The 22,819-nt window shown below is 39.3% G+C and carries 27 protein-coding genes; 6 read left to right on the top strand and 21 right to left on the bottom strand.

Annotated features, from left to right (window positions below):
• Positions 1-4: 4 nt before the first annotated feature.
• Complete coding sequence (gene mnmH / locus SLU01_RS04510) at positions 5-1,054, top strand: tRNA 2-selenouridine(34) synthase MnmH (RefSeq protein WP_147055789.1); 1,050 nt, start codon at positions 5-7, stop codon at positions 1,052-1,054.
• Between the two features lie 56 nt (positions 1,055-1,110).
• Here the strand turns inward: mnmH and SLU01_RS04505 are convergent, their stop codons facing one another.
• Both SLU01_RS04505 and SLU01_RS04500 read right to left on the bottom strand, forming a co-directional pair.
• On the bottom strand, positions 1,111-2,403 hold the full coding sequence (locus SLU01_RS04505) for a purine/pyrimidine permease (protein WP_147055787.1): 1,293 nt from the start codon (positions 2,401-2,403) through the stop codon (positions 1,111-1,113).
• 83 nt (positions 2,404-2,486) lie between these two features.
• Positions 2,487-3,197 carry a DUF421 domain-containing protein gene (locus tag SLU01_RS04500; RefSeq protein WP_147055785.1) on the bottom strand — a complete coding sequence of 237 codons (711 nt, stop codon included), beginning with the start codon at positions 3,195-3,197 and terminating at the stop codon, positions 2,487-2,489.
• A gap of 157 nt (positions 3,198-3,354) precedes the next feature.
• Here SLU01_RS04500 and SLU01_RS04495 point away from each other — a divergent pair, with 157 nt between their 5' ends.
• A complete protein-coding gene (locus tag SLU01_RS04495; RefSeq protein ID WP_147055783.1) occupies positions 3,355-3,837 on the top strand; it encodes a general stress protein in 483 nt (160 codons plus the stop codon).
• A 274-nt stretch (positions 3,838-4,111) separates the two neighbouring features.
• Here the strand turns inward: SLU01_RS04495 and SLU01_RS04485 are convergent, their stop codons facing one another.
• The 5 genes from SLU01_RS04485 to SLU01_RS04465 all read right to left on the bottom strand — a co-directional run bounded on the left by SLU01_RS04485 (position 4,112) and on the right by SLU01_RS04465 (position 8,302).
• Entirely contained in the window at positions 4,112-5,161 is a 1,050-nt protein-coding gene (locus SLU01_RS04485; protein ID WP_147055781.1) for a DUF1835 domain-containing protein, read from the bottom strand.
• Between the two features lie 204 nt (positions 5,162-5,365).
• A complete protein-coding gene (locus SLU01_RS04480; protein WP_147055779.1) occupies positions 5,366-5,917 on the bottom strand; it encodes a DUF420 domain-containing protein in 552 nt (183 codons plus the stop codon).
• 108 nt (positions 5,918-6,025) lie between these two features.
• Positions 6,026-6,775, bottom strand: a complete 750-nt coding sequence (locus tag SLU01_RS04475; protein WP_147055777.1) for an amino acid ABC transporter ATP-binding protein — start codon at positions 6,773-6,775, stop codon at positions 6,026-6,028.
• 20 nt (positions 6,776-6,795) lie between these two features.
• Positions 6,796-7,455, bottom strand: a complete 660-nt coding sequence (locus tag SLU01_RS04470; protein ID WP_147055775.1) for an amino acid ABC transporter permease — start codon at positions 7,453-7,455, stop codon at positions 6,796-6,798.
• 61 nt (positions 7,456-7,516) lie between these two features.
• The gene (locus SLU01_RS04465) at positions 7,517-8,302 is read right to left on the bottom strand and encodes an amino acid ABC transporter substrate-binding protein (RefSeq protein ID WP_147055774.1); all 786 of its coding nucleotides are present in this window, start codon (positions 8,300-8,302) and stop codon (positions 7,517-7,519) included.
• Between the two features lie 279 nt (positions 8,303-8,581).
• Here SLU01_RS04465 and SLU01_RS04460 point away from each other — a divergent pair, with 279 nt between their 5' ends.
• The gene (locus SLU01_RS04460) at positions 8,582-8,878 is read left to right on the top strand and encodes a hypothetical protein (protein ID WP_147055772.1); all 297 of its coding nucleotides are present in this window, start codon (positions 8,582-8,584) and stop codon (positions 8,876-8,878) included.
• 470 nt (positions 8,879-9,348) lie between these two features.
• On the opposite strand, the gene fosM is transcribed toward SLU01_RS04460, so the two are convergent.
• From fosM to SLU01_RS04430, 6 genes are all read right to left on the bottom strand, one after another.
• Positions 9,349-9,771 carry a FosM family fosfomycin resistance protein gene (gene fosM / locus SLU01_RS04455; protein ID WP_147055770.1) on the bottom strand — a complete coding sequence of 141 codons (423 nt, stop codon included), beginning with the start codon at positions 9,769-9,771 and terminating at the stop codon, positions 9,349-9,351.
• Positions 9,772-9,976: 205 nt separating this feature from the next.
• Positions 9,977-10,513 carry a DUF5412 family protein gene (locus SLU01_RS04450; protein ID WP_246110870.1) on the bottom strand — a complete coding sequence of 179 codons (537 nt, stop codon included), beginning with the start codon at positions 10,511-10,513 and terminating at the stop codon, positions 9,977-9,979.
• A gap of 400 nt (positions 10,514-10,913) precedes the next feature.
• Entirely contained in the window at positions 10,914-11,165 is a 252-nt protein-coding gene (locus tag SLU01_RS04445; RefSeq protein ID WP_147055766.1) for a hypothetical protein, read from the bottom strand.
• Between the two features lie 27 nt (positions 11,166-11,192).
• The gene (locus SLU01_RS04440; RefSeq protein ID WP_246110869.1) at positions 11,193-11,417 is read right to left on the bottom strand and encodes a hypothetical protein; all 225 of its coding nucleotides are present in this window, start codon (positions 11,415-11,417) and stop codon (positions 11,193-11,195) included.
• 247 nt (positions 11,418-11,664) lie between these two features.
• Positions 11,665-12,660 (bottom strand): S66 family peptidase, encoded by a 996-nt coding sequence (locus tag SLU01_RS04435; protein ID WP_147055763.1) that lies wholly within the window; start codon positions 12,658-12,660, stop codon positions 11,665-11,667.
• A 7-nt stretch (positions 12,661-12,667) separates the two neighbouring features.
• Positions 12,668-13,090 carry an NUDIX hydrolase gene (locus SLU01_RS04430; RefSeq protein ID WP_147055760.1) on the bottom strand — a complete coding sequence of 141 codons (423 nt, stop codon included), beginning with the start codon at positions 13,088-13,090 and terminating at the stop codon, positions 12,668-12,670.
• A gap of 97 nt (positions 13,091-13,187) precedes the next feature.
• Between SLU01_RS04430 and SLU01_RS04425 the strand changes: the two genes are divergently transcribed.
• Positions 13,188-13,529 carry a hypothetical protein gene (locus SLU01_RS04425; protein WP_147055758.1) on the top strand — a complete coding sequence of 114 codons (342 nt, stop codon included), beginning with the start codon at positions 13,188-13,190 and terminating at the stop codon, positions 13,527-13,529.
• A 132-nt stretch (positions 13,530-13,661) separates the two neighbouring features.
• On the opposite strand, the gene SLU01_RS04420 is transcribed toward SLU01_RS04425, so the two are convergent.
• The 5 genes from SLU01_RS04420 to SLU01_RS04400 form a co-directional block, all read right to left on the bottom strand.
• Positions 13,662-14,126, bottom strand: a complete 465-nt coding sequence (locus SLU01_RS04420; RefSeq protein WP_147055757.1) for an NUDIX hydrolase — start codon at positions 14,124-14,126, stop codon at positions 13,662-13,664.
• A gap of 49 nt (positions 14,127-14,175) precedes the next feature.
• Positions 14,176-14,490, bottom strand: a complete 315-nt coding sequence (locus SLU01_RS04415) for a hypothetical protein (RefSeq protein WP_147055754.1) — start codon at positions 14,488-14,490, stop codon at positions 14,176-14,178.
• A gap of 95 nt (positions 14,491-14,585) precedes the next feature.
• Positions 14,586-15,326, bottom strand: a complete 741-nt coding sequence (locus SLU01_RS04410) for a hypothetical protein (RefSeq protein WP_147055752.1) — start codon at positions 15,324-15,326, stop codon at positions 14,586-14,588.
• A 71-nt stretch (positions 15,327-15,397) separates the two neighbouring features.
• The gene (locus tag SLU01_RS04405) at positions 15,398-15,745 is read right to left on the bottom strand and encodes a cell division protein FtsK (RefSeq protein WP_147055750.1); all 348 of its coding nucleotides are present in this window, start codon (positions 15,743-15,745) and stop codon (positions 15,398-15,400) included.
• Positions 15,746-15,804: 59 nt separating this feature from the next.
• Positions 15,805-16,872 carry a DUF1835 domain-containing protein gene (locus tag SLU01_RS04400; protein ID WP_147055748.1) on the bottom strand — a complete coding sequence of 356 codons (1,068 nt, stop codon included), beginning with the start codon at positions 16,870-16,872 and terminating at the stop codon, positions 15,805-15,807.
• A gap of 152 nt (positions 16,873-17,024) precedes the next feature.
• Here SLU01_RS04400 and SLU01_RS18190 point away from each other — a divergent pair, with 152 nt between their 5' ends.
• Complete coding sequence (locus SLU01_RS18190; protein ID WP_246110868.1) at positions 17,025-17,249, top strand: hypothetical protein; 225 nt, start codon at positions 17,025-17,027, stop codon at positions 17,247-17,249.
• A 358-nt stretch (positions 17,250-17,607) separates the two neighbouring features.
• Here SLU01_RS18190 and ltrA read toward each other — a convergent pair whose 3' ends face one another.
• From ltrA to SLU01_RS04380, 3 genes are all read right to left on the bottom strand, one after another.
• Positions 17,608-18,894, bottom strand: coding sequence for a group II intron reverse transcriptase/maturase (ltrA, locus tag SLU01_RS04390; RefSeq protein WP_218029692.1), 1,287 nt, complete (start codon positions 18,892-18,894; stop codon positions 17,608-17,610).
• 574 nt (positions 18,895-19,468) lie between these two features.
• A complete protein-coding gene (locus SLU01_RS04385; RefSeq protein WP_147055744.1) occupies positions 19,469-20,002 on the bottom strand; it encodes a YfiT family bacillithiol transferase in 534 nt (177 codons plus the stop codon).
• Positions 20,003-20,095: 93 nt separating this feature from the next.
• Positions 20,096-21,313 carry a helix-turn-helix domain-containing protein gene (locus tag SLU01_RS04380; RefSeq protein ID WP_170232588.1) on the bottom strand — a complete coding sequence of 406 codons (1,218 nt, stop codon included), beginning with the start codon at positions 21,311-21,313 and terminating at the stop codon, positions 20,096-20,098.
• 171 nt (positions 21,314-21,484) lie between these two features.
• Between SLU01_RS04380 and SLU01_RS04375 the strand changes: the two genes are divergently transcribed.
• Positions 21,485-22,732 (top strand): MFS transporter, encoded by a 1,248-nt coding sequence (locus SLU01_RS04375; protein ID WP_147055740.1) that lies wholly within the window; start codon positions 21,485-21,487, stop codon positions 22,730-22,732.
• Positions 22,733-22,819: the final 87 nt, after the last annotated feature.

Raw genomic sequence — 22,819 nt, 5'->3', positions numbered from 1 at the left:
AAGAATGTTTCGAGATATTAGTTTACAAGACCTGTTTTCATTGCAAGAAAAAGAACCTCATACAATCATTGACGTAAGGTCACCCTCCGAATACAAGGAGGCAAGCATCCCTGGAAGCATTAACATTCCAGTATTCACGGATGAAGAACGGGCAGAAATCGGTACGCTTTATAAGCAAGTTAGTAAAGAAGCGGCGAATGAGCGGGGATTGGATATTTTTGCTGCGAAACTTCCCGCTTTCATCCGGGAATTTAAGACGATTGACACCTCAATGACCGTCTTTTGTTGGCGTGGCGGCATGCGAAGCAAGACTGCTGCAACCGTCCTGGATTTAATGGGGATTCACGCGAACCGACTTAGCGGTGGAATTCGAACGTATCGCCAATGGGTTGTAAAGGAATTGGAAAAGGAAGTATTCCCTCCTGAACTGATTGTATTGAATGGGTATACCGGATCCGGCAAGACCGCATTATTGAAACGGCTTGCGGATGTTGGGCATCCTGTCATCGATTTAGAACAACTCGCCGGACATAGAGGTTCCATTTTTGGTCAAATCGGACTTGAGCCGAATAACCAAAAAAAGTTTGACTCACTACTTATTCACGAATTGGATAAAGTGAAAAAAGCACCTTTCGTCTATATTGAAGGTGAAAGCAAACGGATCGGCAAAGTGCTGCTTCCTTCTTTCCTATTTGATAAAAAAGAAAACGGAATTCATGTTTTCATCCATCTCCCAACGGAGGAACGTGTAAAAAACATTTTAGCCGATTATAATCCATGGGAGTCTCGTGATAAGTTTATCGAAGCATTTACGTTAATCAAACGCCGCATTCATGTCCCGATTGCTAAAGAAATAGAACAAAGCCTGGAAGATGGCCACTTTGAAACTGCAGTTAAATTGCTGCTTGAAAACTATTATGATCCCCGGTATGAATATTCAACGACAAAGCATCCACATGAGAACAACTTTGTCATCCATGCGGACACGATTGATGATGCGTATGAGCAGTTAATGAAGTTAGGTACTTCTATTGAGAAAATGAAAATAATCTAAACAAAATAAAAAGCTGACCCTCGCTTTAGTTGAGCGATGGACAGCCTTTTATTGTTTTATTCAGCTTTTCGCCGCTCTTTCCATAATAAGAACTGTTCAATTAAAATAGCGATGACCGTTCCCGTTATCAAACCATTGGATAAGACGGCTGCTACCGCGTTGGGCAAGTCGGACATGCTTTCCTGCGGGATGAACATAATGCCGACGCCGATCATAAGTCCGAACGCCGCCACTTTATAAGCCCTTTCTTGCTTCGGTTCCGCTGACAATTCACGAAAAGCCATCTCCACCATTTTCGTGAAAATCGCAAATGTGACAGCGTACGCAACCGGGGCTGGCAATGCTGCAAAAACCGACATGATGGAAGGGAATATCGTAATGATGATGACAATGACGCTTCCCACGATGAACGGTTTAAGCGACGCCATCCTTGTTGCGCCAACAAACCCAGCTGCACCTGAAATCGGCACAGGGCCGATTGCAGAAAATAAGCCTGCAAACAAATGGTTGATGCCCGATGCAATTGATCCTTGCTTCATGCGGTCAGGCGGGGTGATCGAAAACGATTGCTTCATCAAACTCTCCATCACCCGAATAGAAGCCATCATATTTGCGATTAGCAAAAGCGTGATAAAGCCAGCAGTAATGAACATACCGCTATCCCAAACAGGCTTTCCGTACACAAGAAGTTCCGGCAATTGAATCCATCGATCCAGCTTCGGTTGAACAAATTCAGCCTTTCCGATGAGTAGGAATAGAACCCAACCAATTCCAATCGATAACAACACCGAGTATCTTGTTACCCAAGGAGTTTTATGATTCATCGTTATGAACGTAATAAGGACAACAACTAGACTTCCTAAGAATAAAAGGCCATCTATTGGATCGCTCGGCCCTTCCACACCTACCATGCCTTTAAGAAACGTTCCGCTCAACTGCAAAATGAGCAACATAAGATACGTAAATGTTACAGCAGGCGTGAAAAGAACCTTCATCTTTGAGATTAAACCCGTTACAGCGAGTAGAATAAAAAGGATACCACTGGCAATCATGCCACTTTGCAACGCTTGTAACGCAGCGCCACTTGATGGATACATGATGCCGACCATACCCGCATAGACGACGAATATTCCCCACCAAAGCCCCGCAGGACCCTCATTGATCGGCATTCGATGCCCTACAAATGCTTGAACTAGACAAGCAACACCAAGCACAAACATCGTTCGTTGAATAAAAAGCGCAGTTTCCACCGAATCCATTCCAAAGACATGTGCAATGGCAATAGGTGCTGCAATTGAAGATGCGATTAAAAAGACCGCCCATTGGAGGCCACCTGCAATATGTTTCATGAGAACACCTCGGAATTTCGAATCATTGTTTTTCCGGTATTCAGTATAACACTTCTCTCTACAAAAAAACGAGCTTCCTTTTGTTAGCTTGGTTTACGACTTTTCGATTCTATACTTTCTGCATAGCTTCGGATGAAAAAACCTTCAGTTTTCGACCATTCGCAATACAGCAGGTCCCTTACATTTTCATACCCTTCATCTGCAATTCCTTGTAAGAGCCATTGTTCGGATTTACCGATCGCATTCAACACTTCATCTTTAATAGCCCCTTCATCGATTAGTAAGACACTCGGCTCCTCCTCTTCAATGTTGAGCTGCAAGTGTTCAGCTGTCACATGCTTATACTTGGCAAAGGAATTAATGGATATTTGTCCGCCGGGTTCAATATACATGTCCCGAACTTCTCTAAGCGAAAAAATCCCTTGTTGTCTAAGCATCGTTCGTACTTGTTCCATTTCCAGTTGATTTTTCTTAAACGCTTTAAGATTGAGCTTTCCGTCTTCAATCAATTGGTCGGGTTCCCCCTTTAGCAATATACGCAATGGATTGTATCGGGCTACCAGTTTTTCTATTACGTAAATGGCAAGAGCCCATACAGCAAGAGAAAACAGAAACATCCATATAGAGATTTTATTATCATAAAGACTTTCTTCCAAAATGCCTCCAAACATGATCAAGTAAATGATGTCGTATGGAGTCATCTCCGCTAAATGCTTCTTACCTAAAAGTCGAATGACGATCATGAATGCCATCAGTCCAACGACAAGTTTCATACCATTAATGAGATAATCCATACGCTGCCCCTCCTAAGTCTTTCGTTTTATAAAAATACCCCTTAGTTGCTATCTTTAATCTATCGATCATTTTTTTATGTTTCAAAATAGAAGCGAAGGGTATTTTCTAGAATAGGATTCGCTAGAACACTACTTTTACACAGGAGGCGTTTTGGAAATGGTACAAAGACATGTAGTAGGAACTTATGATACAGAGTCAGAAGCAGTTGCAGCAATTGAAGAGTTGAAAAGGCAAGGTTATAGCTCTACGGACATTTCAATTATTAGCAAGGATAAGGATCATGTAGAGAATATTGAAGAGCAGACTGGAACGCATGCAGCGGATGGCGCAGCTACAGGGGCGGCCACGGGCGGAGTGCTTGGAGGGCTCGGAGGTGTGCTTGCTGGGCTCGGTGCGCTTGCAATTCCCGGCGTCGGTCCTATTATTGCAGCTGGTCCGATTGTGGCAGGTATTACAGGTGCAGCGGCCGGAGCAGGCGTCGGTGGACTTGCAGGCGCATTGATTGGGATGGGAATTCCGGAAGAAGAAGCAAATCGTTATAACGATTACTTCAATGAAGGCAAGATTCTTGTCCTCGTTGATGGAGAATATTTGAATCGTGATCACCGCTCAGATTATCCGGATCGACCGTTAATTTAAACAACAATTAATAGTAGAAAGAGCAAAAACGCACAGTTCGTCTGTGCGTTTTTACTTGCGCGATTTTTTTTAGAATTTGCGTATTACTCACACTACAATTGCGCTCAATAACGGTACAGTGTATAACACGTTGATTTGCGCTCCAGACGGCACGCTTTCCGCGGGGCGCGGATGAGCCTCCTCGGCGCTTCGCTTCTGCGGGGTCTCATCATTCGCGCTAAATCCCGCAGGAGTCGGCCGTCTTCCACTCCAATCAACTAAGTGTACGATTCAATCATTTGTTAGGGTCACGAAACTTAACTTCGTAGAACCTCATTGCTTTGGGAACGCCTTTAATTTCAAAGACGCCATTTACGATAAGCGCTCTAACCCTATGTTCTATATATCCATCTCCTACAACTTGTAAGGAGCGACCGATGACCTCTCCAATTAATCTTGCAGATTTGATAAAATCATTACTTCCAAGTTCTCCGTGAAGATATTCCAATGATTGAATGATTAAGTCATCAAAATAGTCCTCTGACACAGAGTGGATGAGATCATTTTTCCAGATTCGAAGCTTTTTAGCACTCTCAGATAAAGCGAGCCATTCATCCTCTAACCCTTTTCTTTGTTCAGCTGTCAATAATTTAACTGCAGTCTCTTGATAGATGGCCGCTAATTTTTCCTGTGTTATTTCTGCTGTTTGAAACGGATAGCCCTCTATTCTTTTAAATATATTTTCATATTCTTTGGTGGTATTGATAACCATGATGGGATTCGGCTTTTCCTTTAATAAGTAAAGAGCCAACCTCAAACCCGTTTGTTCATGTCCATTATCCCCGTACCAAATAGTGATTGGCATTTCATCTGGAATGGCATCGATTTGCGCCCAAACCTTAGCAAACTTCTCATTATAATCATCCACATACTCTTCATCTACATTTAAATTATAGAACAACCAATCTTTTCGATTTTTCACGCCTTCTTCTGTATGCAAGCGCCAAATAGGACCTATTGAAAATGTATCGGAAAAAGTAATAAGCTTTTCGTTCTCTACAGCAAGAACATCCAGTAGCGCTGTTTTCAACGTCCCATAACTTGAAAGATCAAAGACTATATGAACTTTATCAATTTGCTTCTCCTCGTATTCTCTTAGTGGATTGGTTCGGTGTTCATATATCTTCCAATATCCTTTTTTCAAATTCCGTATATCTGTTATGAATTGCTCCTCCGTGTATTCAGTAGTATCTAAAAAGTCTAGTCGAAGTAAGACGTTTCTCATGAAAACGTATACATCTTCTTCGTTTAAAGATTTCATCATTTTAACCGTATCTAATTTCATGAATTAAACCATCCCCCTTGGTTTAGTTTTCTGCAATTAGGCTCCGTTTATTAAGTATTTATCTACTTATTACATATTTTAGCACATTGATAGAACAACAAAAACAGGGACAGCAATTCATAAGCGAATTGTGTCCCCTAATGCTATGTCATTTAATTTTTCCCCGTGTACCGAACCCGTTATTTACAGGTGACAGATGTTTTCTTAATAATAAGGTGATATTAAGATGTAGACTAGCACGCCTGTAAAGCTGACATATAACCAGATTGGCATTGTCCATCTTACAATTTTACGATGGCGGTCATGCTCCCTGTTCCAAGCTCTCGCCACGCTGGTTAAGGCGAGGGGAACGATGGCAGCCGCTAAAACGATGTGCGTAATGAGGACAAAATAATAAATCCCCGCTAGTATACCTTCCCCGCCGTATGGAGTAGATGCAGCTAGATAATGATAGGACACATATGTCACGAGAAATAATGATGTCGTGAAAAATGCGGCATAGATGAATTTACGATGCACATTTATATTTCTTTTTTTAATTGCAATAAGCGCAGCCACTAGGAAAATGAACGTGAAACTATTAAAAATGGCATTCAACATCGGAAGAATGGTCACGTCGAATGCATCAAATTCTTCTGCTCCCCTTTTCCCTGATAATAAACCGATGATCCCTATTAATACTATAGATAGAATAATAATCGCTGGCTTATAATTCCGTTTCTTAAATGGCTTGCCTGATTCCATAATCTGACTCATGAAAAACATCCCTTCCAACACCTGATTTCTCTTCGTAGTGTACCATATTTTCCACTTATTAGAGACAATTTCACAGGGTTGTCGAAAAGAAACAGGAACGTAGAGTTATCATCTCGACAATGTTCGATGTAGGAATGTTTTTGTTCTTTCCATTTTAGGCGTCGTTAAGACATCTCGTGGATTTCCGGACTCGATGATTTCTCCATTATCCATAAAAATCACTTTAGAAGCGACGTCCTTGGCAAATTCCATTTCGTGGGTTACGACAATCATCGTCATGTGTTCTTTGGCCAAATCTTTCATTACACGAAGTACTTCCCCGGTCAATTCGGGATCGAGTGCGGAAGTCGGTTCGTCAAACAGCAATATATCAGGCTTCCGCATTAAGGCGCGCGCAATGGCAACACGTTGTTTTTGACCACCCGAAAGCTTTGCAGGCAATACGTCAGCCTTATCAGAGAGTCCAACCTTCTCCAATAACTCCATGCTGAGCGCACGATTTTCTGCAACTGTGCCTTGCTTCAGCAACTTCGGGGCAAGTTCAAGATTCTCGCGGACCGTTAAATGAGGAAACAGATTAAAGTGCTGAAAAACCATCCCCATCTTGGAGATAATCTGCTTTACTTGCTGTGGTTTTGAATAAGCTCCGCCTTTCACCATATATTCCCCATTAACCGAAATGCTACCACCGTCGATTTCTTCTAATTGGACAAGGCTTCTAAGCATAGTACTTTTCCCGGAACCTGATGGTCCAATTACTGCGATGACATCATTTTTATTCACATCGAAACTGATTTGTTTGAGGACTTCAAGCGAGCCAAATGATTTCTTCAAATTTTCAACTTCCAAAATTGACATATCTTTCACTCCTAAAAAACTTAATCGAATCGCAAGCGTCTTTCCAGCCATTTGAAGAACAATGTTAAACATAATGTGATCAACAGATAGATGATGCCGGCAAGCAGGAATGGAACAATTGTAAAGTCACGATTGACTGCCGTTTGCGCAAAGTGCAGCAATTCAGGCACCGCCACCGCATACAGTAAAGCCGTGTCTTTCACTAAAGTGACAGACTCATTAGCCACTGCCGGCAAAGCGATTCTGAACATTTGCGGCAGCACAATATGTCTCATCGTGTGCCATCTGCTTAAACCGAGCACTTTGGAAGCTTCATACTGTCCTTTATCAATCGCTAGAAGACCACCACGGAAAATCTCTGCAAAATAAGCTGCATAGTTTAAAATGAAACCTAAACAAGCCGCGACAAATCTATCAATTACTAAGTATTCTCCAATGACCGGAATTAGCGGAAGTCCAAAAACAATGAAGAGAAGCTGCAATAAGAGCGGGGTTCCGCGCATCACATAAATATATGTATTCGCAAGCCATGCAAGCGGTTTGATAGAGCTCCTCACGGCCAGGGTCAATAGAAAGCCTAAAGGGATCGAAACAATGATAGCGACAATGAAAAGAATGATTGTTGCCTGTGCTCCTTCAAGCATCGGTTTTAATATGGATAACAAATAATCAAATGACATTAGAACGTACTCCTTCGAAAAATGCAAAACAGGTTTTCGACATGAAAACCCGTATTGCAATTTATTTTAAAACTTTATCTTCCCCAAACCATTTTTCAGAAATAGAGGTAGCCGTACCATCTTCGTTCATTTTATCCAGCGCGGCTTGTAATTTTTCAAGCAAGTCTTCATTCCCTTTTTTCACGCCAACTCCGTACTCCTCAGGAGCGAGAGAGTCATCGAGCACTTTGAACGCGCCTTCTTCCTTCGACATGTAATAATCGATGACGACTTCATCAATGACAACAGCCTCGACACGACCCGCTTTTAAGTCCGATAAAGCAAGAACATTATCAGCGTATTCCGAAACCGATTTAATGTCTGATTGAATGGGATTGGCATTCAACGCATCTGCTGCGGATGATAAAGCTTGCAAGCCCACTGCTTTTCCTGCTAAGTCATCCAATTTAATAATGTCCGATTCTGTTAATGTTGCAACAACTTGTGCATTTTTTAAGTAAGGTTTAGTGAACAGCACTTTTCCTTTTCGTTCATCCGTAATTGTATAACCATTCCAAATAAGATCGATTCGTCCACTGCTCAATTCAGTTTCCTTCGTTTTCCAATCAATCGGCTGAAACTTGACGGTCATGCCCATATGCTCTGCCGCAGCCTTCGCATAATCAATATCGAATCCAGCCAACTCATTATTCTCATCCCTGAAACCCATCGGCGCAAATTTATCATCCACCCCGATGATTAAAGTATCCTTGTCCGATTTAGTTCCGTTTGCATTGGAACTACCACATCCGCTCAAAATTACTAAAGTAGCTAAAGAAAACATTAATAGTGTAAGTGCTTTTTTCATAATGAACATCTCCCTTTTCCATCCTTCTCTTTAACACTTTAACGTGTTAACGTATTAATAACTTATCATGATTTACAACATTTGAAAACCCCTTATTGAATACACATAATCTTCAGCCATCAAGTTATTGCTATGTAATGTTTGATTTTATTCATTAAGGGATATTTAATAGATAATCCTTTTTATATGGTAAATGAGCGCTTCCGTAAATAAACGAGCGAGTTTTGAAAAGAACGAGCGTTCCGCTGAATGAACAAAAAATAAAAGGAGGTTGTCAAAATGGATAAAGAACATAATGAACTAATTTTGAAAGAAGAACGTCGAAGAATGGACAAAGAACAAGAGTTCAAAAATGAGTTTGTTGAAAATAATGAAGAAAACTTGAAGATGAGTTCAGACGAACAGCAAGCTGCATGGGAAGCGAACGAACTCGGAAAGGAACCAAACGGGATGGACCCTGAGGAAAGATTTGAAAAGGGCTTGTCTTTCCTTGAAACGCCAGATGAAGTCAGATCCCAACGAATGGATCGCTTTGGAAAAGAGCCGAATAGCGTGAATCCGAAAGATGAACGATAAAACGTAAAGGGCTGTCCGGAAAGTCAGTGAAAACTGACCTTCTGTGACAGCCCTTTAATGTTGTCTATACCGGTTTAGTGAAACATACTAAAAACAAAAGCAACTAAATAAAGCGGGACTCCGACAATGAGCATTCCTGCTACAACATAACAGAAGCATCTAAATACAAATTTGAAAACATCATAAACGGCTCCAGCTAAGTCGTCAAAGAAAGTTACCATTTATTCACCTCCAAGGCGTATTGCTTTCCCGGAAGAGCAACGTATGTATCAATTGACATTACTGTTCCTTGCTTTATTGAATCTAATTGTTAGGTTATCATTTTTTCGCACTCATTTGCTTAAGTAGATCTATTATTTCATCATTTTGTTTCACACTATTTTTAAGATGGTTTTCTATTGAAAAGAGTGTTATAACTATAAGAACTACTACAATAAAACCAATTATAAACAGCATTCTAATTCCTCTCCTTAATCGTAAAATTCCATATGCGGCTTTTCCTTCCTATAATAATTCAGTCTGTCTTGCAGAGTACCCGTATGAAATTCGAATTTATGGCCATCAGGATCGGTAAAATAAATAGACTTCTTATCCTTTTTATCTCTCGGACGACCAGATAAGATATTCACACCCAATCCCTCTAACTTGATATATACACTAGCAAACTCAGCCTCTTCAATTGAAAATGCTATATGTGTATATGATTGATTTATTTCATTACGCTGAATATCACTTTCTAGATTGAGAGCAAGCCATATACCATTTAGGTCAAAATAAGCAGTACTGCTTCCTTTAGTCAATAACTTGGCTTCAAACACATCTTGGTAAAACCTAATCGATTTCTCTAAATCAGATACTGAAAATAATAAATGATTTATCCCTTTTACAAACAACTGGATCACCTCAAAAAATAACGTTCTTTTGTCAATCTGGGAATACCGCCTAAATACAGCTAGTATATCATGAAGACACTACTACTTTCCCACAATTCATATAAAAACAAAAATAAATACACCCCTTAGCTTTAAGAAGGTGTATGATATGCAAGTCCGACCCAATTGCTCTTCAGTTAAGCTATTCCCTAAAGAAACGCTGCATTCATTTCCGATAACAAGTTTCATATTCATCTTTCATTAGCCAACTTCGACATGCTAATCCTCTATCATGATAAATCTCATGCTCCACATTTAATTTGATACTATTGCTGCGATTAGGGCCTGCGTTCGTGATGAAAATCCTTTTTTCATCTACCCAATCAATGAGCATATTGTCATTCGCATCACTATAATAGATTATTTTCTTACTGTCATTGTCATCATGTCTCGTTATCTCCACCCACACATTAACCCCGCCTGCCGCGCCGCCATATGGCTCGTAATAGGCATTGGCCGTATATTCTCCTGTCGGCGACAAAACTGGACCCGGTCCGTTTTGGATGAATTCTCTATCAATTTCATCAAATGTAAAAAAGTACACCTCATAAATATAGATTGTAGATACAAGTACCATTCCAACTAAGGTTACGAGCATTAATTTTTTAGGAAACTGTTTCTTCTTGATGAATGAAATAATAACCCTGACCACAAGAATGAAAAATAGAATTACCGTAATGAAAGATATAAGGATAGCAAACAAAATTAGAATGATATTCCCCCCCTAGTGTATTTCTCTACCAGCTATCGAATTGTATCAAAATAAAACCCGTGCATAGCTGGCCACATTTCCCCTTTTTAGCCCAAGATTTGACTAGTTAATGAAAATTGCGCTTCTAATGTTAACGATAATTGGAGGGTTTTGTTGTACTAAATTTTGCATTTATGAAAACATATTACGCAGACGACTTTGGACGTGGGATGGGTGGCATTGGACGCGCGGCGGATGGCTTTGGACCGTGGAACAGTGACATTTGGACGCGCGGACAGTTTTGAACGCTGGACTGACCGCTTTGGACGCAGGACAGACAACATTTTACAAATAACCATCTTAGCAACAAAAAACTGTCCATAAAGTTATGTTTTCGACTTTAAGGGTGTCCTTATTGTGCAATTTCATTACGAGAATTCCTCCAATAAATAACTGTTAAAGTTAAGAAAAGGATTGGTGCTACACCTAAGAAAGAGATAGGTGGATTGCCACTTAGAAAGTACATGGAAATAGGTAAACTGGCAATGAAACAAACTAACATAGCCTGCCACGAACGTTTAATCACAGCAAGAAACAGAGAAAAGAATGTAATGAAAATGGAAAATCCTATTAATAGCGTTAACAGTAAACCGACTAAATTCACTTCAAACACCTCCTACCTAAGAAGAACTTATTTTTCCCCGTACTTTCCAACGTTAATCGCCTTTCGAAACTCGCCGTCTTCCTCAATGGCAATCGCCTCATCTGGATGAATCCCTTTTATCGAATATAGCTTAGTCCCTTTACTATATTTATTAGAAAAATTTCCGGAATACGTTCCTTCCTTATCCGAATACCTAGTCACTTTTCCAATCTCTTCATCTATTTTCACCCACATACTCATTGCCGACTTCATACATATCATCATTCCATACAACAAATGATGAGTTCCAGTCGGCGCTTGAAGAACAACCTGATATAATTAATAACATTAGAAATACTATACCTATCATTCTTCTCATTCTACACATCCTCTTGAACAATTTTTCATACGTCAGTTACCGACTATGCCGATTAATGCTTCACTTGGCTGGAGATCCATAACACACATTTCAAGCACTGCATTTATCAACGAACTGCTATGTGTAATATGGAATGTCGGTTCATTCCCCCATCCATTCTTCTGTACAAAATACTTTTTGACTATCGGCATCTAACTTCACTGTTTTCCCAATCGCTAGTGGATGCATCGGATGGGTGTGACATGTATCGAATTCAGCCAAAATCGGGATTTCCTTCCCATCCAATTGTTCCATCAATAAATCCAGCGGCTGTTTGCCTGTCCCCAAATCATCATATTGCTCATGCTTCCCTAAGAGAATGCCGGCCACTTTATCGAAAATGCCATGTACTTTTAACATCGCAAAGTTCTTTTCCACTACGGAAGCGGTTTTCATGCAATCCTCCAATAATAAGATGTCGCCTTTTTTAATTTCAGGAAAATAAGCTGAGCCAATAAACCCATACATAGCATTCACATTGCCGCCTATCAGTCTCCCTTCAGCAACCTCACTATGTCCAGTGATCCATTCATTTTTGTACAGTTTTTTCTCTGTTGTTTTTTCCAGCCAATTTACCGGTTCATCTGACCAGAAGGGAGACATTGGAATTTCATACGGGAGCTCATTTTTATCCATAAAATAATGTTCAAAATAACGATATGTATCATCCACTAAAGGTTCAAATTCACCAAAAGAAGGGATTAAAGCTGGGCCATAATACGTTGTTATCCCTGTTTTAGCATATAAGGCAAGTAAGATGGCTGTTGCATCTGAATAACCAACTACCAATTTAGGGTTCTGCTTAAAGGCTTCATAATCAATATACGGCAGCATGCTGTTTGAGTTTGTCCCGCCAATCGTGGACATGATCATCTGGATATTTGGATTTCGTAGCAATTCATTCAACTCTTCCGCTCGCTCTATCGGGGTCCCCGAACGATATCCATCCACTTTTCCAGTCAAGTTGCCTTCGACAATCTCAAATCCCTTTTCCTTCAAAAAAGATTTTGCCCGTTCAAAGCGCAGTTTTGCCGTGACCGTTGCGGGAGAGGATGGTGTAAATATGCCAATCGCATCTCCTTTTTTCAAGCGTTTCATAATGTCTTCACCTCGTATTAGTATCGATTTGATTCTGGCTGTTGTCTAATTGCTCTAGCAAAAGTTTTAAATCCTCAGGATAGGCGTGCTTCAATATTTTCAAGTCAGAAATAGACTTCCATTCAGCTTCAGCAATCAGGTTATCCGGATCATTAATTCCACTGCTTAAACCAATCTTATCTACTCTAAAATAATAGGTTTTTACTTGGATGCCTTGGATAACAGTTTCTTTCACCATTAGCTGTTCAATGATTTTCACATCATAACCTGTTTCTTCTTTTACTTCCCTGACGCAACATTCTTGCGGAGTCTCCCCCTCTTCAATTCCACCTGAAGGGATTGCCCATTGCTTTGAATCAAAACTTTTGACCATTAACACTTCCATTTGTTCATTAATACAAATACCCGCTGAACCAGTCCAGCTTTTCATAAGCCATTCCCCCACGATTCTATTTACATTCGGATGAAATTTTTGTCGAAACATGATATAATTGAAGCACTATATTGTTTTCAAAAGAGGTGAAAAAATGAGCGGGTCAATCAATCAAGACGTAATTTTACAAGCAATAAAAGAATTGTCATCACTTGACATAGAGAACCAGAATGAACTGAAAGAGATGCGTTTAATTGTCGATTCGAATACAAACGAACTAAAAGTACTACATTCGACTCTCGAATCGCATACTAACAAGCTGAATGATTTGAGCGAAACGGTCAAGTCGAACCACGAAGAAGTAATGGAACGCATTGATTCGGTAGAAGAAAATCTCAGTGAAAAAATACGAAAAGTAGATGCCAAAGTAACCATCCTCTCAAATGAGTTGCTAGAGACAAAAGCTGATGTCCTTCGGTTGCAACAAGCTAGATAAATAGGTGCCTATGACCAAATCACTTCCTCTATTTGGTCATAGGCATCTTTTCTTATAGCATTAGGTAATTTTTTCAAACAATAAGCGTGGGCAATGATTCAAAAAAGCAGTTCTACTAATCCGATTGCAGACTTAACTAATAACAGGCAAAGCCTTATTTTCAGCCCAATGGCGAATAAACTGTTCTTGGCGTGGGTTTAAGTTTTCGGGTAAATCCTCTTTCTTAAAAAAACGATGCTCTTTACTTTCGATTCCTTGCTGCTTCAATTCACCACCATATGAAGTTGTCATAAAGATGATTTGCACACTGTATACTTTATCGTAATTTTGATATTGAACAAAACAGCTCTCTCCAGAATACATACCGAATAACTTCAAATCATTCACGTCTAATCCTGTTTCCTCATAAGTTTCTCTCTTGGCTGTTTGTTCAAACGTTTCCCCGATCTCCATCACTCCACCAGGGATACACCAATTATCTTCATCAGTACGATGCTGCAGTAATATACATCCTCCGTTTTCTATAATTACTCCACATCCAACTGTGAAAAGAGTTTCGTGGCCAATCAGCTCTCTCATATCTTTAATATAGTTCATACCATTCCTCCCCATTCAGTATTTTTGATGCTACTGCAATAGATTCGATTCATTCTACTTTTTCTACCGTGAGTGTATTTATTACTTGGGGAGCTGTCTCACCAATCATACCATCATAACCAACCCTTATCTTATCGCCGATTTGAAATGTTTCATTCGGGTTTACAGTAAGATCAACGCTAATTTGGCCAAGAGCTTTTCCATCTTCCCTGAAAGCAAAAACTAGAGCATCATTATCTCCTCTAATTTCGTCTATTTCACCAACAAAAGTTGCTTTGACGTCTTTCTCCAGATTTTGAGAACCACAGGCAACTAGTAGACTAGCAACTATGGTATAACAGAATAAAATTAATTTATTTCGCATTACCCCATTCCTCCTTTATAACTCAGACGATTACTTTTGGAGAAATGCTACACTTTTCGCCTTAGAAATAACTTGCTTGTTTAATTAGCTCACCTTTATTTTCGCGAACTGCCCAAAATATATTCCCGTGTAAGTTGTAGCATCTTCTCTTGCATTTCTTCATCATTCTTTTCCCTGTCTATCAAATAGCCGACATGATAAATATAACCATTATAATAAGCATAAAACTCATTTGAAGAAGTGCCGACGATTGTTATTTTGTTTTCTTCATCATTATATTGATAATACCTATACAGCAAGGCGCTATTTGTTGTGAGGACCTGCTGGTAGATCGGCAAGTTATCCGTCAGGTGTTCTTTCTTTAATTTGTTTCCAACCAAATCCACTTCATCTGAAGTGTCATAGGCATTCAGTGGATTTCGATCGCTTTCGGTAACGGAAATGATATAAAACCGTTCTGTGTTACCATACTCGTTTTTGCCAAGATAACTGACTTGGGCTTGGCTAATACCTTTTCCTTCTTTACTTTTCGAAGTGACGAAATAGACATTCTCCTCATCAACTTTAAAAGGCAGATCTTTCAAATCGATTGGATGTATAACTTTTTTCATTTCATCAGGCAAGGACGTCGACTGCACTTCATTCATCGAAAGCGGTTTATAAAATTTACTGTTTCGTCTTTCATCCAGCCTATCGTATGCACGAAAGTACTCACTAAATGTTAACCCGTCGCTTTTTGTCTTTTTTAAGTTCGTTTGATCGGCAGTACAACCGACCAAGAGAGAACCGATAAAAATTATTGAACATACTATTTTCAAGGATTTTTTCTTTAGCATGGCTGACTCCCCCAAAAAATCGTTTACTCCAATTACATGCTCTATGATTGTAGAAATTCATTGCTTTTAAGTTAGAGAATAAGATCGTGCGCCTCTCCGAATATAAACATAACCAAACCGATAACGGAAAGTGCGATACCCAAGTAAAATGGCCAAGGATTGTCTTCTTTTTCTTTATCAAATGTATATAGTGTCACCACGCAAAATGTTAAAGTTATCAATGGGATAATTCCGTATTTTGGTCCGAACGCAAATGCAATGCCACCAAATATCAATCCTATAAGTCCATAGGGATTTTGTGTTGGAACTCTGTTCATATATTCTTTTTCCTTGTCAGATAGACCTTCATATTTATCTCCCCAAATATCAAACTCTTTTAGTCTATTTAGGAGTTCAATGAACTTTTTAAAACCCTTCATGTAACGCACCTATCCTATTAATTATTCCAACATGTATTGTACTAATAATTAATCATTATTCATTTACGCAATTTAACACTATAATGTCTTATTGATTTGGGAATTCCTTTCAGTTCAAGGAAACCACTATATAGTAAATGCCGAATTCTATATTCCAGGAAGAAAACATTTATCAATTCTTTTTTCCCTGATAGGACTTCTCCAATCACCATTCCAGACTTGATAAAATCCTTTTTCTCCTGCTTGCGATGCAGCATTTCAAGGATTTCTATGATCAGGAAGTCGAAATAATCTTCATTGACACACTTTATTTCATCCTTCTCCCATATACGAAGGTCTTCTTTCGTTTGCGCCAAGAACAGCCACTCTTCTAGTAGCTGACTTCTTAACTGTTCGGATAGAGGCTTGTCCTTCCTTCTCTTTTCAAAAAGGATACGTAAATCGTTTGATTCGATTTGACTTGTATATGATATTTTTCGATTTTCACCTTGGGAAGTGATGTATTTTGCGTAGAGTTCAGTTGAGTTCAAAAGAAATATATCATTTGCCTTGTCGCGCAGTAAAAATAGAAGAAACCGAAGACCAATTTGTTCATCGACATTATTGCTATACCAAGTGTAGATAGGAAATTGACCAGGAATATCGTCTATTTCCCGTACTGTATTGGAAAATTTATTTTCATATATATAATCATCTTGTTCATAATTAATATGTTCATATATCCATTCAAAGCGAATCGTTTGCCCCTCTTTTTTATGTAAATTATACAATGGACCAATTGAAAAGGAGTCAGGAAATCCAATGACAACCTTGGGCCAATCGAGTCCTACGCGTAAGGAGCCAGCTGCAGATTCGGAGGAAACAATATGTACAGGCATCACCTCATCCTCCTCAATCGGGCTAGGTGAATAAGATTTATGATTTTGAATATATCCATTTATGATTTCCACTATATGGTTGATGTCATTTTGATTCAACACAAATCCTCGGCCTTCGAGGTGATTGCCCGTTTCATGATTAAAACTTTCAAAAGTATCTTCCTTTTCTGCTTCAAACGTTTGCCATTCTCCATTTTCATCCACATCTAAAGCAGTTACATAATTTTGCGTTTTAATTTGATAAACCAATACTCCTTTAGCTTCTATAAAAAAATAAACAAATGGATAATTGACTTTCGTTTTGATTATTTACAACTCCTCTCACATTATTCAATTAGCAGCAACCATCTGATATGGTATAACAAATTACTCTTTGGTAAAGCTAATTTTGAGGTGATCATATGATTCGAAAAGTATTGCTTGCGTCAATTCCCATACTTTTCCTATTCACTCTTTCAATGGTAAGTGCACAGAGCACAACAAATATTGAACTTCTTGCTATCGAAAAAAATGAAATAACCACAATTCCAACTAACTCCACTATTCAATTGGAGACTGAAAAAATTATAAAAGAAATCGATACTGTTCTTAAAAATTCAACCCTATTCCAGACAACGGTTATATAGTGAAAATTCCTTTAAACCCATCTCTCCGATTGGAAAATAAATGGGTGAACGCTATGATTAGTGAGGTTATTATTATTATTCCAGAAGAAGAAGCCCCTTATTTACTTATATTTGACAATGAAAACAGGCCTTGTTTTTTCACCTTTAAAAAAGAAATTAATACGTTACTAAAATCTTTAGAATTACCCCTTTAAAAAAGACCATTTGTCGGTCTTTTTTTATGTACTCCTCCAACCGATTATATCATGAAGCTGACAGCTACTTTCACATTATTCGTTAAAGTTAAAATCGAGTAGGAGGGAGTAATTAACTCCCGACCTCTCACACCACCGTACGTACGGTTCTCGTATACGGCGGTTCAATAACTTAAGTATCGACGCTCATATAAGTGATTCAGGTCTTTCAGACCCCACTTGTTGAGCGTTTCTGCTTTGATTGCTTTATGCAGTGTTTCGCTTTTGGAAACTCTCCAGTATCCCTTTCGGGAATTTGCCACCATCCAAGCTTCTTCATGCCAGATTCCCAATCTTCGCAACTGGCGATATTTGGTCCACGTCTTCTTCCAACGTTTCCATATCAGTTGCCGTAACCGGTGGTTCAGCCATTGCGCCATGGATTTGATAAAACTTTTCATAAAGCCAATTCCATAGTAATTTATCCATCCTCCTGTCACTTGGTTGATTTCTTTGGCAATTTCATCGAAGCGGCCTGGACGATTCCGTTTGGTGATTTCCTTTATTTTGGATTTGAATCGACTTTTCGCGGAATGATGTGGTCTACAACCTACACCCTTAGATGTGGAATGGAGGCAGAAACCAAGGAACTTGAGTTTGGTCGGGGAACCCACCTTGCTCTTTTCTTGGTTCACCGTCAGCTTCAAGTCATGTTCTAGGAACTTTGTAACGCTTTCCAGAACACGTTCCCCCGCTCGCTTACTTTTCACATAGATGCAGAAATCATCCGCAAATCGAACGAATTTATGCCCCCGTCTTTCAAGTTCTATATCCAACTGATTCAAATAGATATTGCTGAGAATCGGGGAGAGTACGCCACCTTGCGGGGCACCTTCTTCTGTCGGACTGATAAGTCCGCCTTCCAGAATGCCACTTTTTAGAAACTTCCATATCAACTTTAGGACAATCTTGTCGTTTATGAACTCTTTCAGGTACTCCATCAGCTTCTGATGATTAATGGTATCGAAGTAGCTTTTCAAATCACAATCGACTACCACTCTATAACCTTGTTCATAGTACGTGATGGATTGCTTAATGGCTTGATGTTGGTTCCGTTTTGGACGAAAACCATAGCTCCCCTCTGAAAAATGAGGGTCAATGATTTTGCCAATCACCTGGTAAATGGCTTGTTGAACCATTCGATCTCGTACACACGGTATGCCGAGTTTCCGCATTGAGCCATCTAACTTTGGAATTTCAACACGTTTTACTGGCAGTGGTTCGTACGAACCGTCTTTCAGCTTTCTAATAAGCTGGGTTCGGTATTTAGCTACATGACCTAAGAGTTCATCTACTGTCATTTCATCGACACCCGGCGCCCCTTTATTTGCCTTCACTTTCTTACAGGCATTAAAGAGGTTGTTGATGTCGACAACTTTATCAATCAAATCGATACCATCCTGTCGCTCCATTTCTGTAAAGACAGGGCTGCACGCTCCCGCATACTCTTTGGTTTCCAACCTATCCCTTTGCGGCCAGCCATCTGCCAATGTTTTCTGTGGTCTTTGCACTGTCTCTACCTCCATTTCATTTCAGGATTGTTATTGTTCAGCCCTTCATCCTAGCGGACTACTATGGCCTCTGCTGACTTCTTACAGTTCAACCTGTCATCACTGCCAAGTTTGTTCCTGTGGGATATTCCATCCCTCTTGTCGGGAACCCCTGTAAGACCTCCCCGGGTAAGAGCTATAACCTTCCTCCCATGTAACCGCTGCATTTACTGTATGGAATTCGGGCAGTATTGGACTTTGTTTTGTTAAGCAAACTCGTCCATTCCAATTCAGCCTTATATGCAGTTTCTGTCCGTCGGTTCGGGATTTTGCCGCCGGCTTCCTTCAGATTCCACCTCACGGTGGACACCCTTGCCTTAAGCTAACAGTTCCTACTGCCAAGCCTGTAGTGGACTTTCACCACCAAGTTATAGCCCATGCCGGGCGCACAACAAATACACCTTCCTACTCTCTAGGAAGGTGTATTGTAATGAAACTATTTATAGTAAACTCGTTCACTGTCTGTTTTTAGAGCGATATTTATATGTTCCAGATGATGATTTTCATGCCAAGCTAATTTTGCAAGCTTTGTAGCTACTGTAATTGCCCCGTTTTGTTCATGTGTAAAAGTACGCTCTAATTGCTCTTCAGTGAGATTGTTTCCTAAAAAGACGATGCGCTCATTAATGCCTTCCAGTATTTTGATAGAACTTTCCACGGGAAGCTGTGTATCCGGCTGAACCGCCCATTTATCTTGATCAAAAGCAGGAATTGTTGGGTTCTCATCTGTTAACGCGAGCTTCAAACGTTGGTACATGTTCAACTGGGAATCCGCGATATGATGAACTAGCTGACGAACAGTCCACGCACCATTCCGATAGGTTTTGCTTAATTCTTCTTCTGTTAATGAGTCAACGACTTCTCGTAAGCGAGTTGTGTACGTTTCAATGTCCTTCAGCCATTCTTGAACATTGGCAAGTGTTACCTTTTCAGGAACTTGTAATTCTCCAATCGGAAATGTAACATCCATTTTCAATTCCCCTTTTCTTTAATAATTTTATAGAGCACCCTTAGGCTATTATATCATAAAAACAATTATATTTTTCTAATAATTCACAGAAAATTAACTAGCTATCGTGTTATATGTTTTCATAATAAAATCCTTATAAGGGCTGCTTGGCATGGCCGATATATTCTCCACCGCTATTTCAATCAAACGTTTGGCTTCTGCTTTATTTCCTAAAGCCATATGAGAAAGGGCCGCATAAGCATCCTTTTCGTATAAAATGGACAAGTCGAATGGATGGTGGGCGTAGTGTGGAATTTTCACCTCTTTAAAACAAGCCAATGCCTCTTCATATCTTCCAAGACCGTAAAGGGCCTTTCCCTTTTCCCCCATAAAGGAATAAGAAGTATTCGATTCGTCGAAGCCATATTCATTATGATGCTCTTTTATTAGTTCGAACGCTTCCCTAAATGACTTTTCATAGGACGTTAAATAATGTATTTTAACAAAGTTAATAAAGGGAATTGCATCTCGGTCCTCAGCAAACACCCCATAGTGTAGAATTTTATTCTCATAATAGCTTATTGCGCTTATATCCTTATTCATCATCGCATTAACGATTGCCAACTGATATAGGTGCGCAATACGATAGAATATTTGCTGACTCTTAGAAAATTCTATCCCTTCATTCATGATTCGCACCGCCTCTTCTGAATTACCAACAGCAAAGTGAAGAAGAGAAGTCCAATAATCAAAATCGAGACGGATAAGAGGCTCAATAAGTCCATTCCGTTTTTCAAATTTAGACCTTTCCTCCAAAAGAATTGCAAGGGAATCCTCATACTCACGCTTGGTGAACTTAACGATCGATTTGAAAATACCAATTGCAGCGAGACGGCTTGTTAGATTCAGTTGATCATAAAGGGCAGTAGCTTTGTCTATCACTTCTATCCAGTTGTCCATTTTTTCGTAATAGAGGGCACGCCCATACAACTCCAACAATCTCGCAGCCTCATAGCCTTGATCCAAACTTTCTATGTATGGTCTGACCGCATCAATGATTTTCTTATATTTATCCTCCGTTTCCCCTGTGTAAATCTTCTCAACTGCCTTTAATACTTCCCGCACTTCTTGCGGATTTATCTCTTCCATCAACTCGGATACTTTGACACCTAAACGCTCCGCAATATACGAAAGGCTTTCCATTGATGGGTTTGCTTTATTGTTTTCGATATAGCTCATCATTGCCTTCGTCATCTGATCTCCCGCCAAAGCGTCCAAAGTCATCTTTCGTTGTTTACGTATGGCTCTAATTCGTTCACCTAATGTACTCAACATGAACCCCCCTATTTTTCATCTTGGTTAAATTATACTTAACTTTTTGTTGCAATGAAAGAGAGAGCATGCTATTCTTTTGTTAAATTTAATTTAACTTCTGGAAAGAGATTAGTTTCGGTTTTAAAGTAGGAATGAAAGGGACTGGATTAATTACAAAGGGGGATCTCCATGGGGAAAAACTATTTCATTTATATCTTTAGCACAATTGTTGTTGCGTTAGGTGGCTCTGTGTATACATTTGCAATCTCGTATTTTATTTTACAAGAAACCGGCTCAGCACTTTATTTTTCAATCAATGCAGCAATTATGAGCATTGGTGCCATTATTGCATTGCCAATATCCGGAGTAATAGTAGACAGCATGAACAGAAAGAAAATTATTCTTTCCTTTGAAGCACTCTCAGCATTGACGTTGCTTTTTCTCTCTCTGTATATTGCCTTTTTCGGCTTTAACATCTATGCACTTTTCTTCATTACGGCAGTTCGTTCCATTATTACACCGGTTATTTTCAATGCTTTCGACGCTAGTATGACGCAATTGTTCGACAAAGAACATATCCAAAAGACACTTGGTAAAATCTCGCTCTATAAAACATCAATTATGTTTTTAGGGCCGATACTTGCGGGAATCATTTATGGATTCTTATCTTTACAATTGATGATTCTGATATTTTTTATTATGCAATTGCTTTCTTTCATCTTGAATATTTTTCTTGTATTTAGCGAACAAAAACTGGAAAAGGCTTATGAGAACGCAAGCTTTGAAATTTGGTTTAAGAGCTTTTCAAATAAATTCATCCAAGGCTATCAGGTTATTTTAAAATCGGATGTATTAAAACAGTTATTGGTTTTATCTGTGGTCATTAATGCAGTTGGCGCTGCAAGTTTTGGCGTTTTACCGGAAACTATAATGATCAAAGAATTAAATTTCACCGCACCTCAGGTTGGTATTGTAGGCACCATCTTTACTGTTGGATCGTTAATCGGTAGTTTTATATTATCAAAACAGAAAATCAAAAATCCGCTCAATATAGTGAAATATGCGTTCATCATCGTTGCTATGTTCTTGCTGTCCTTTACATTGCCAGTATATGTTGAGATGAAGCCAATCATATCGATGGTTTACATTGGATTAATTGGTTTATCGATGGCCCTTGTATTTCAATTCATTTCGATTCCAATGTCTTCCTACATGCAAAAGACGATTCCTGATGAGTTTAAAGGGAGAGTGTTTTCAATAAACGGTACAGTAGGGATGGTCCTCATGCCAATAGGAACAATCTTTTATGGTGCTTTATACGAAAAAGGCATCTACTTTCCGGTAAACTTGTTCTCGTCAATCATCATCTTAGTCACCGTATTTCTTACCTTAAAACCATTCATAGTGGCGAAAAGTGCGATGGAGTATACTCGATAATATTTTGAGACTACTGGATCCAATAAATCTCTCTCACTCGTCTAAACCTAAAGTTTATCTACTGCTTTTTAGAGGAAGAACTATAAG

Origin of the sequence: Sporosarcina luteola (assembly GCF_007991495.1) — a bacterium.
Classification (GTDB): Bacteria; Bacillota; Bacilli; order Bacillales_A; family Planococcaceae; genus Sporosarcina; species Sporosarcina luteola.
This window is presented reverse-complemented; position numbering and strand designations above follow the sequence as displayed.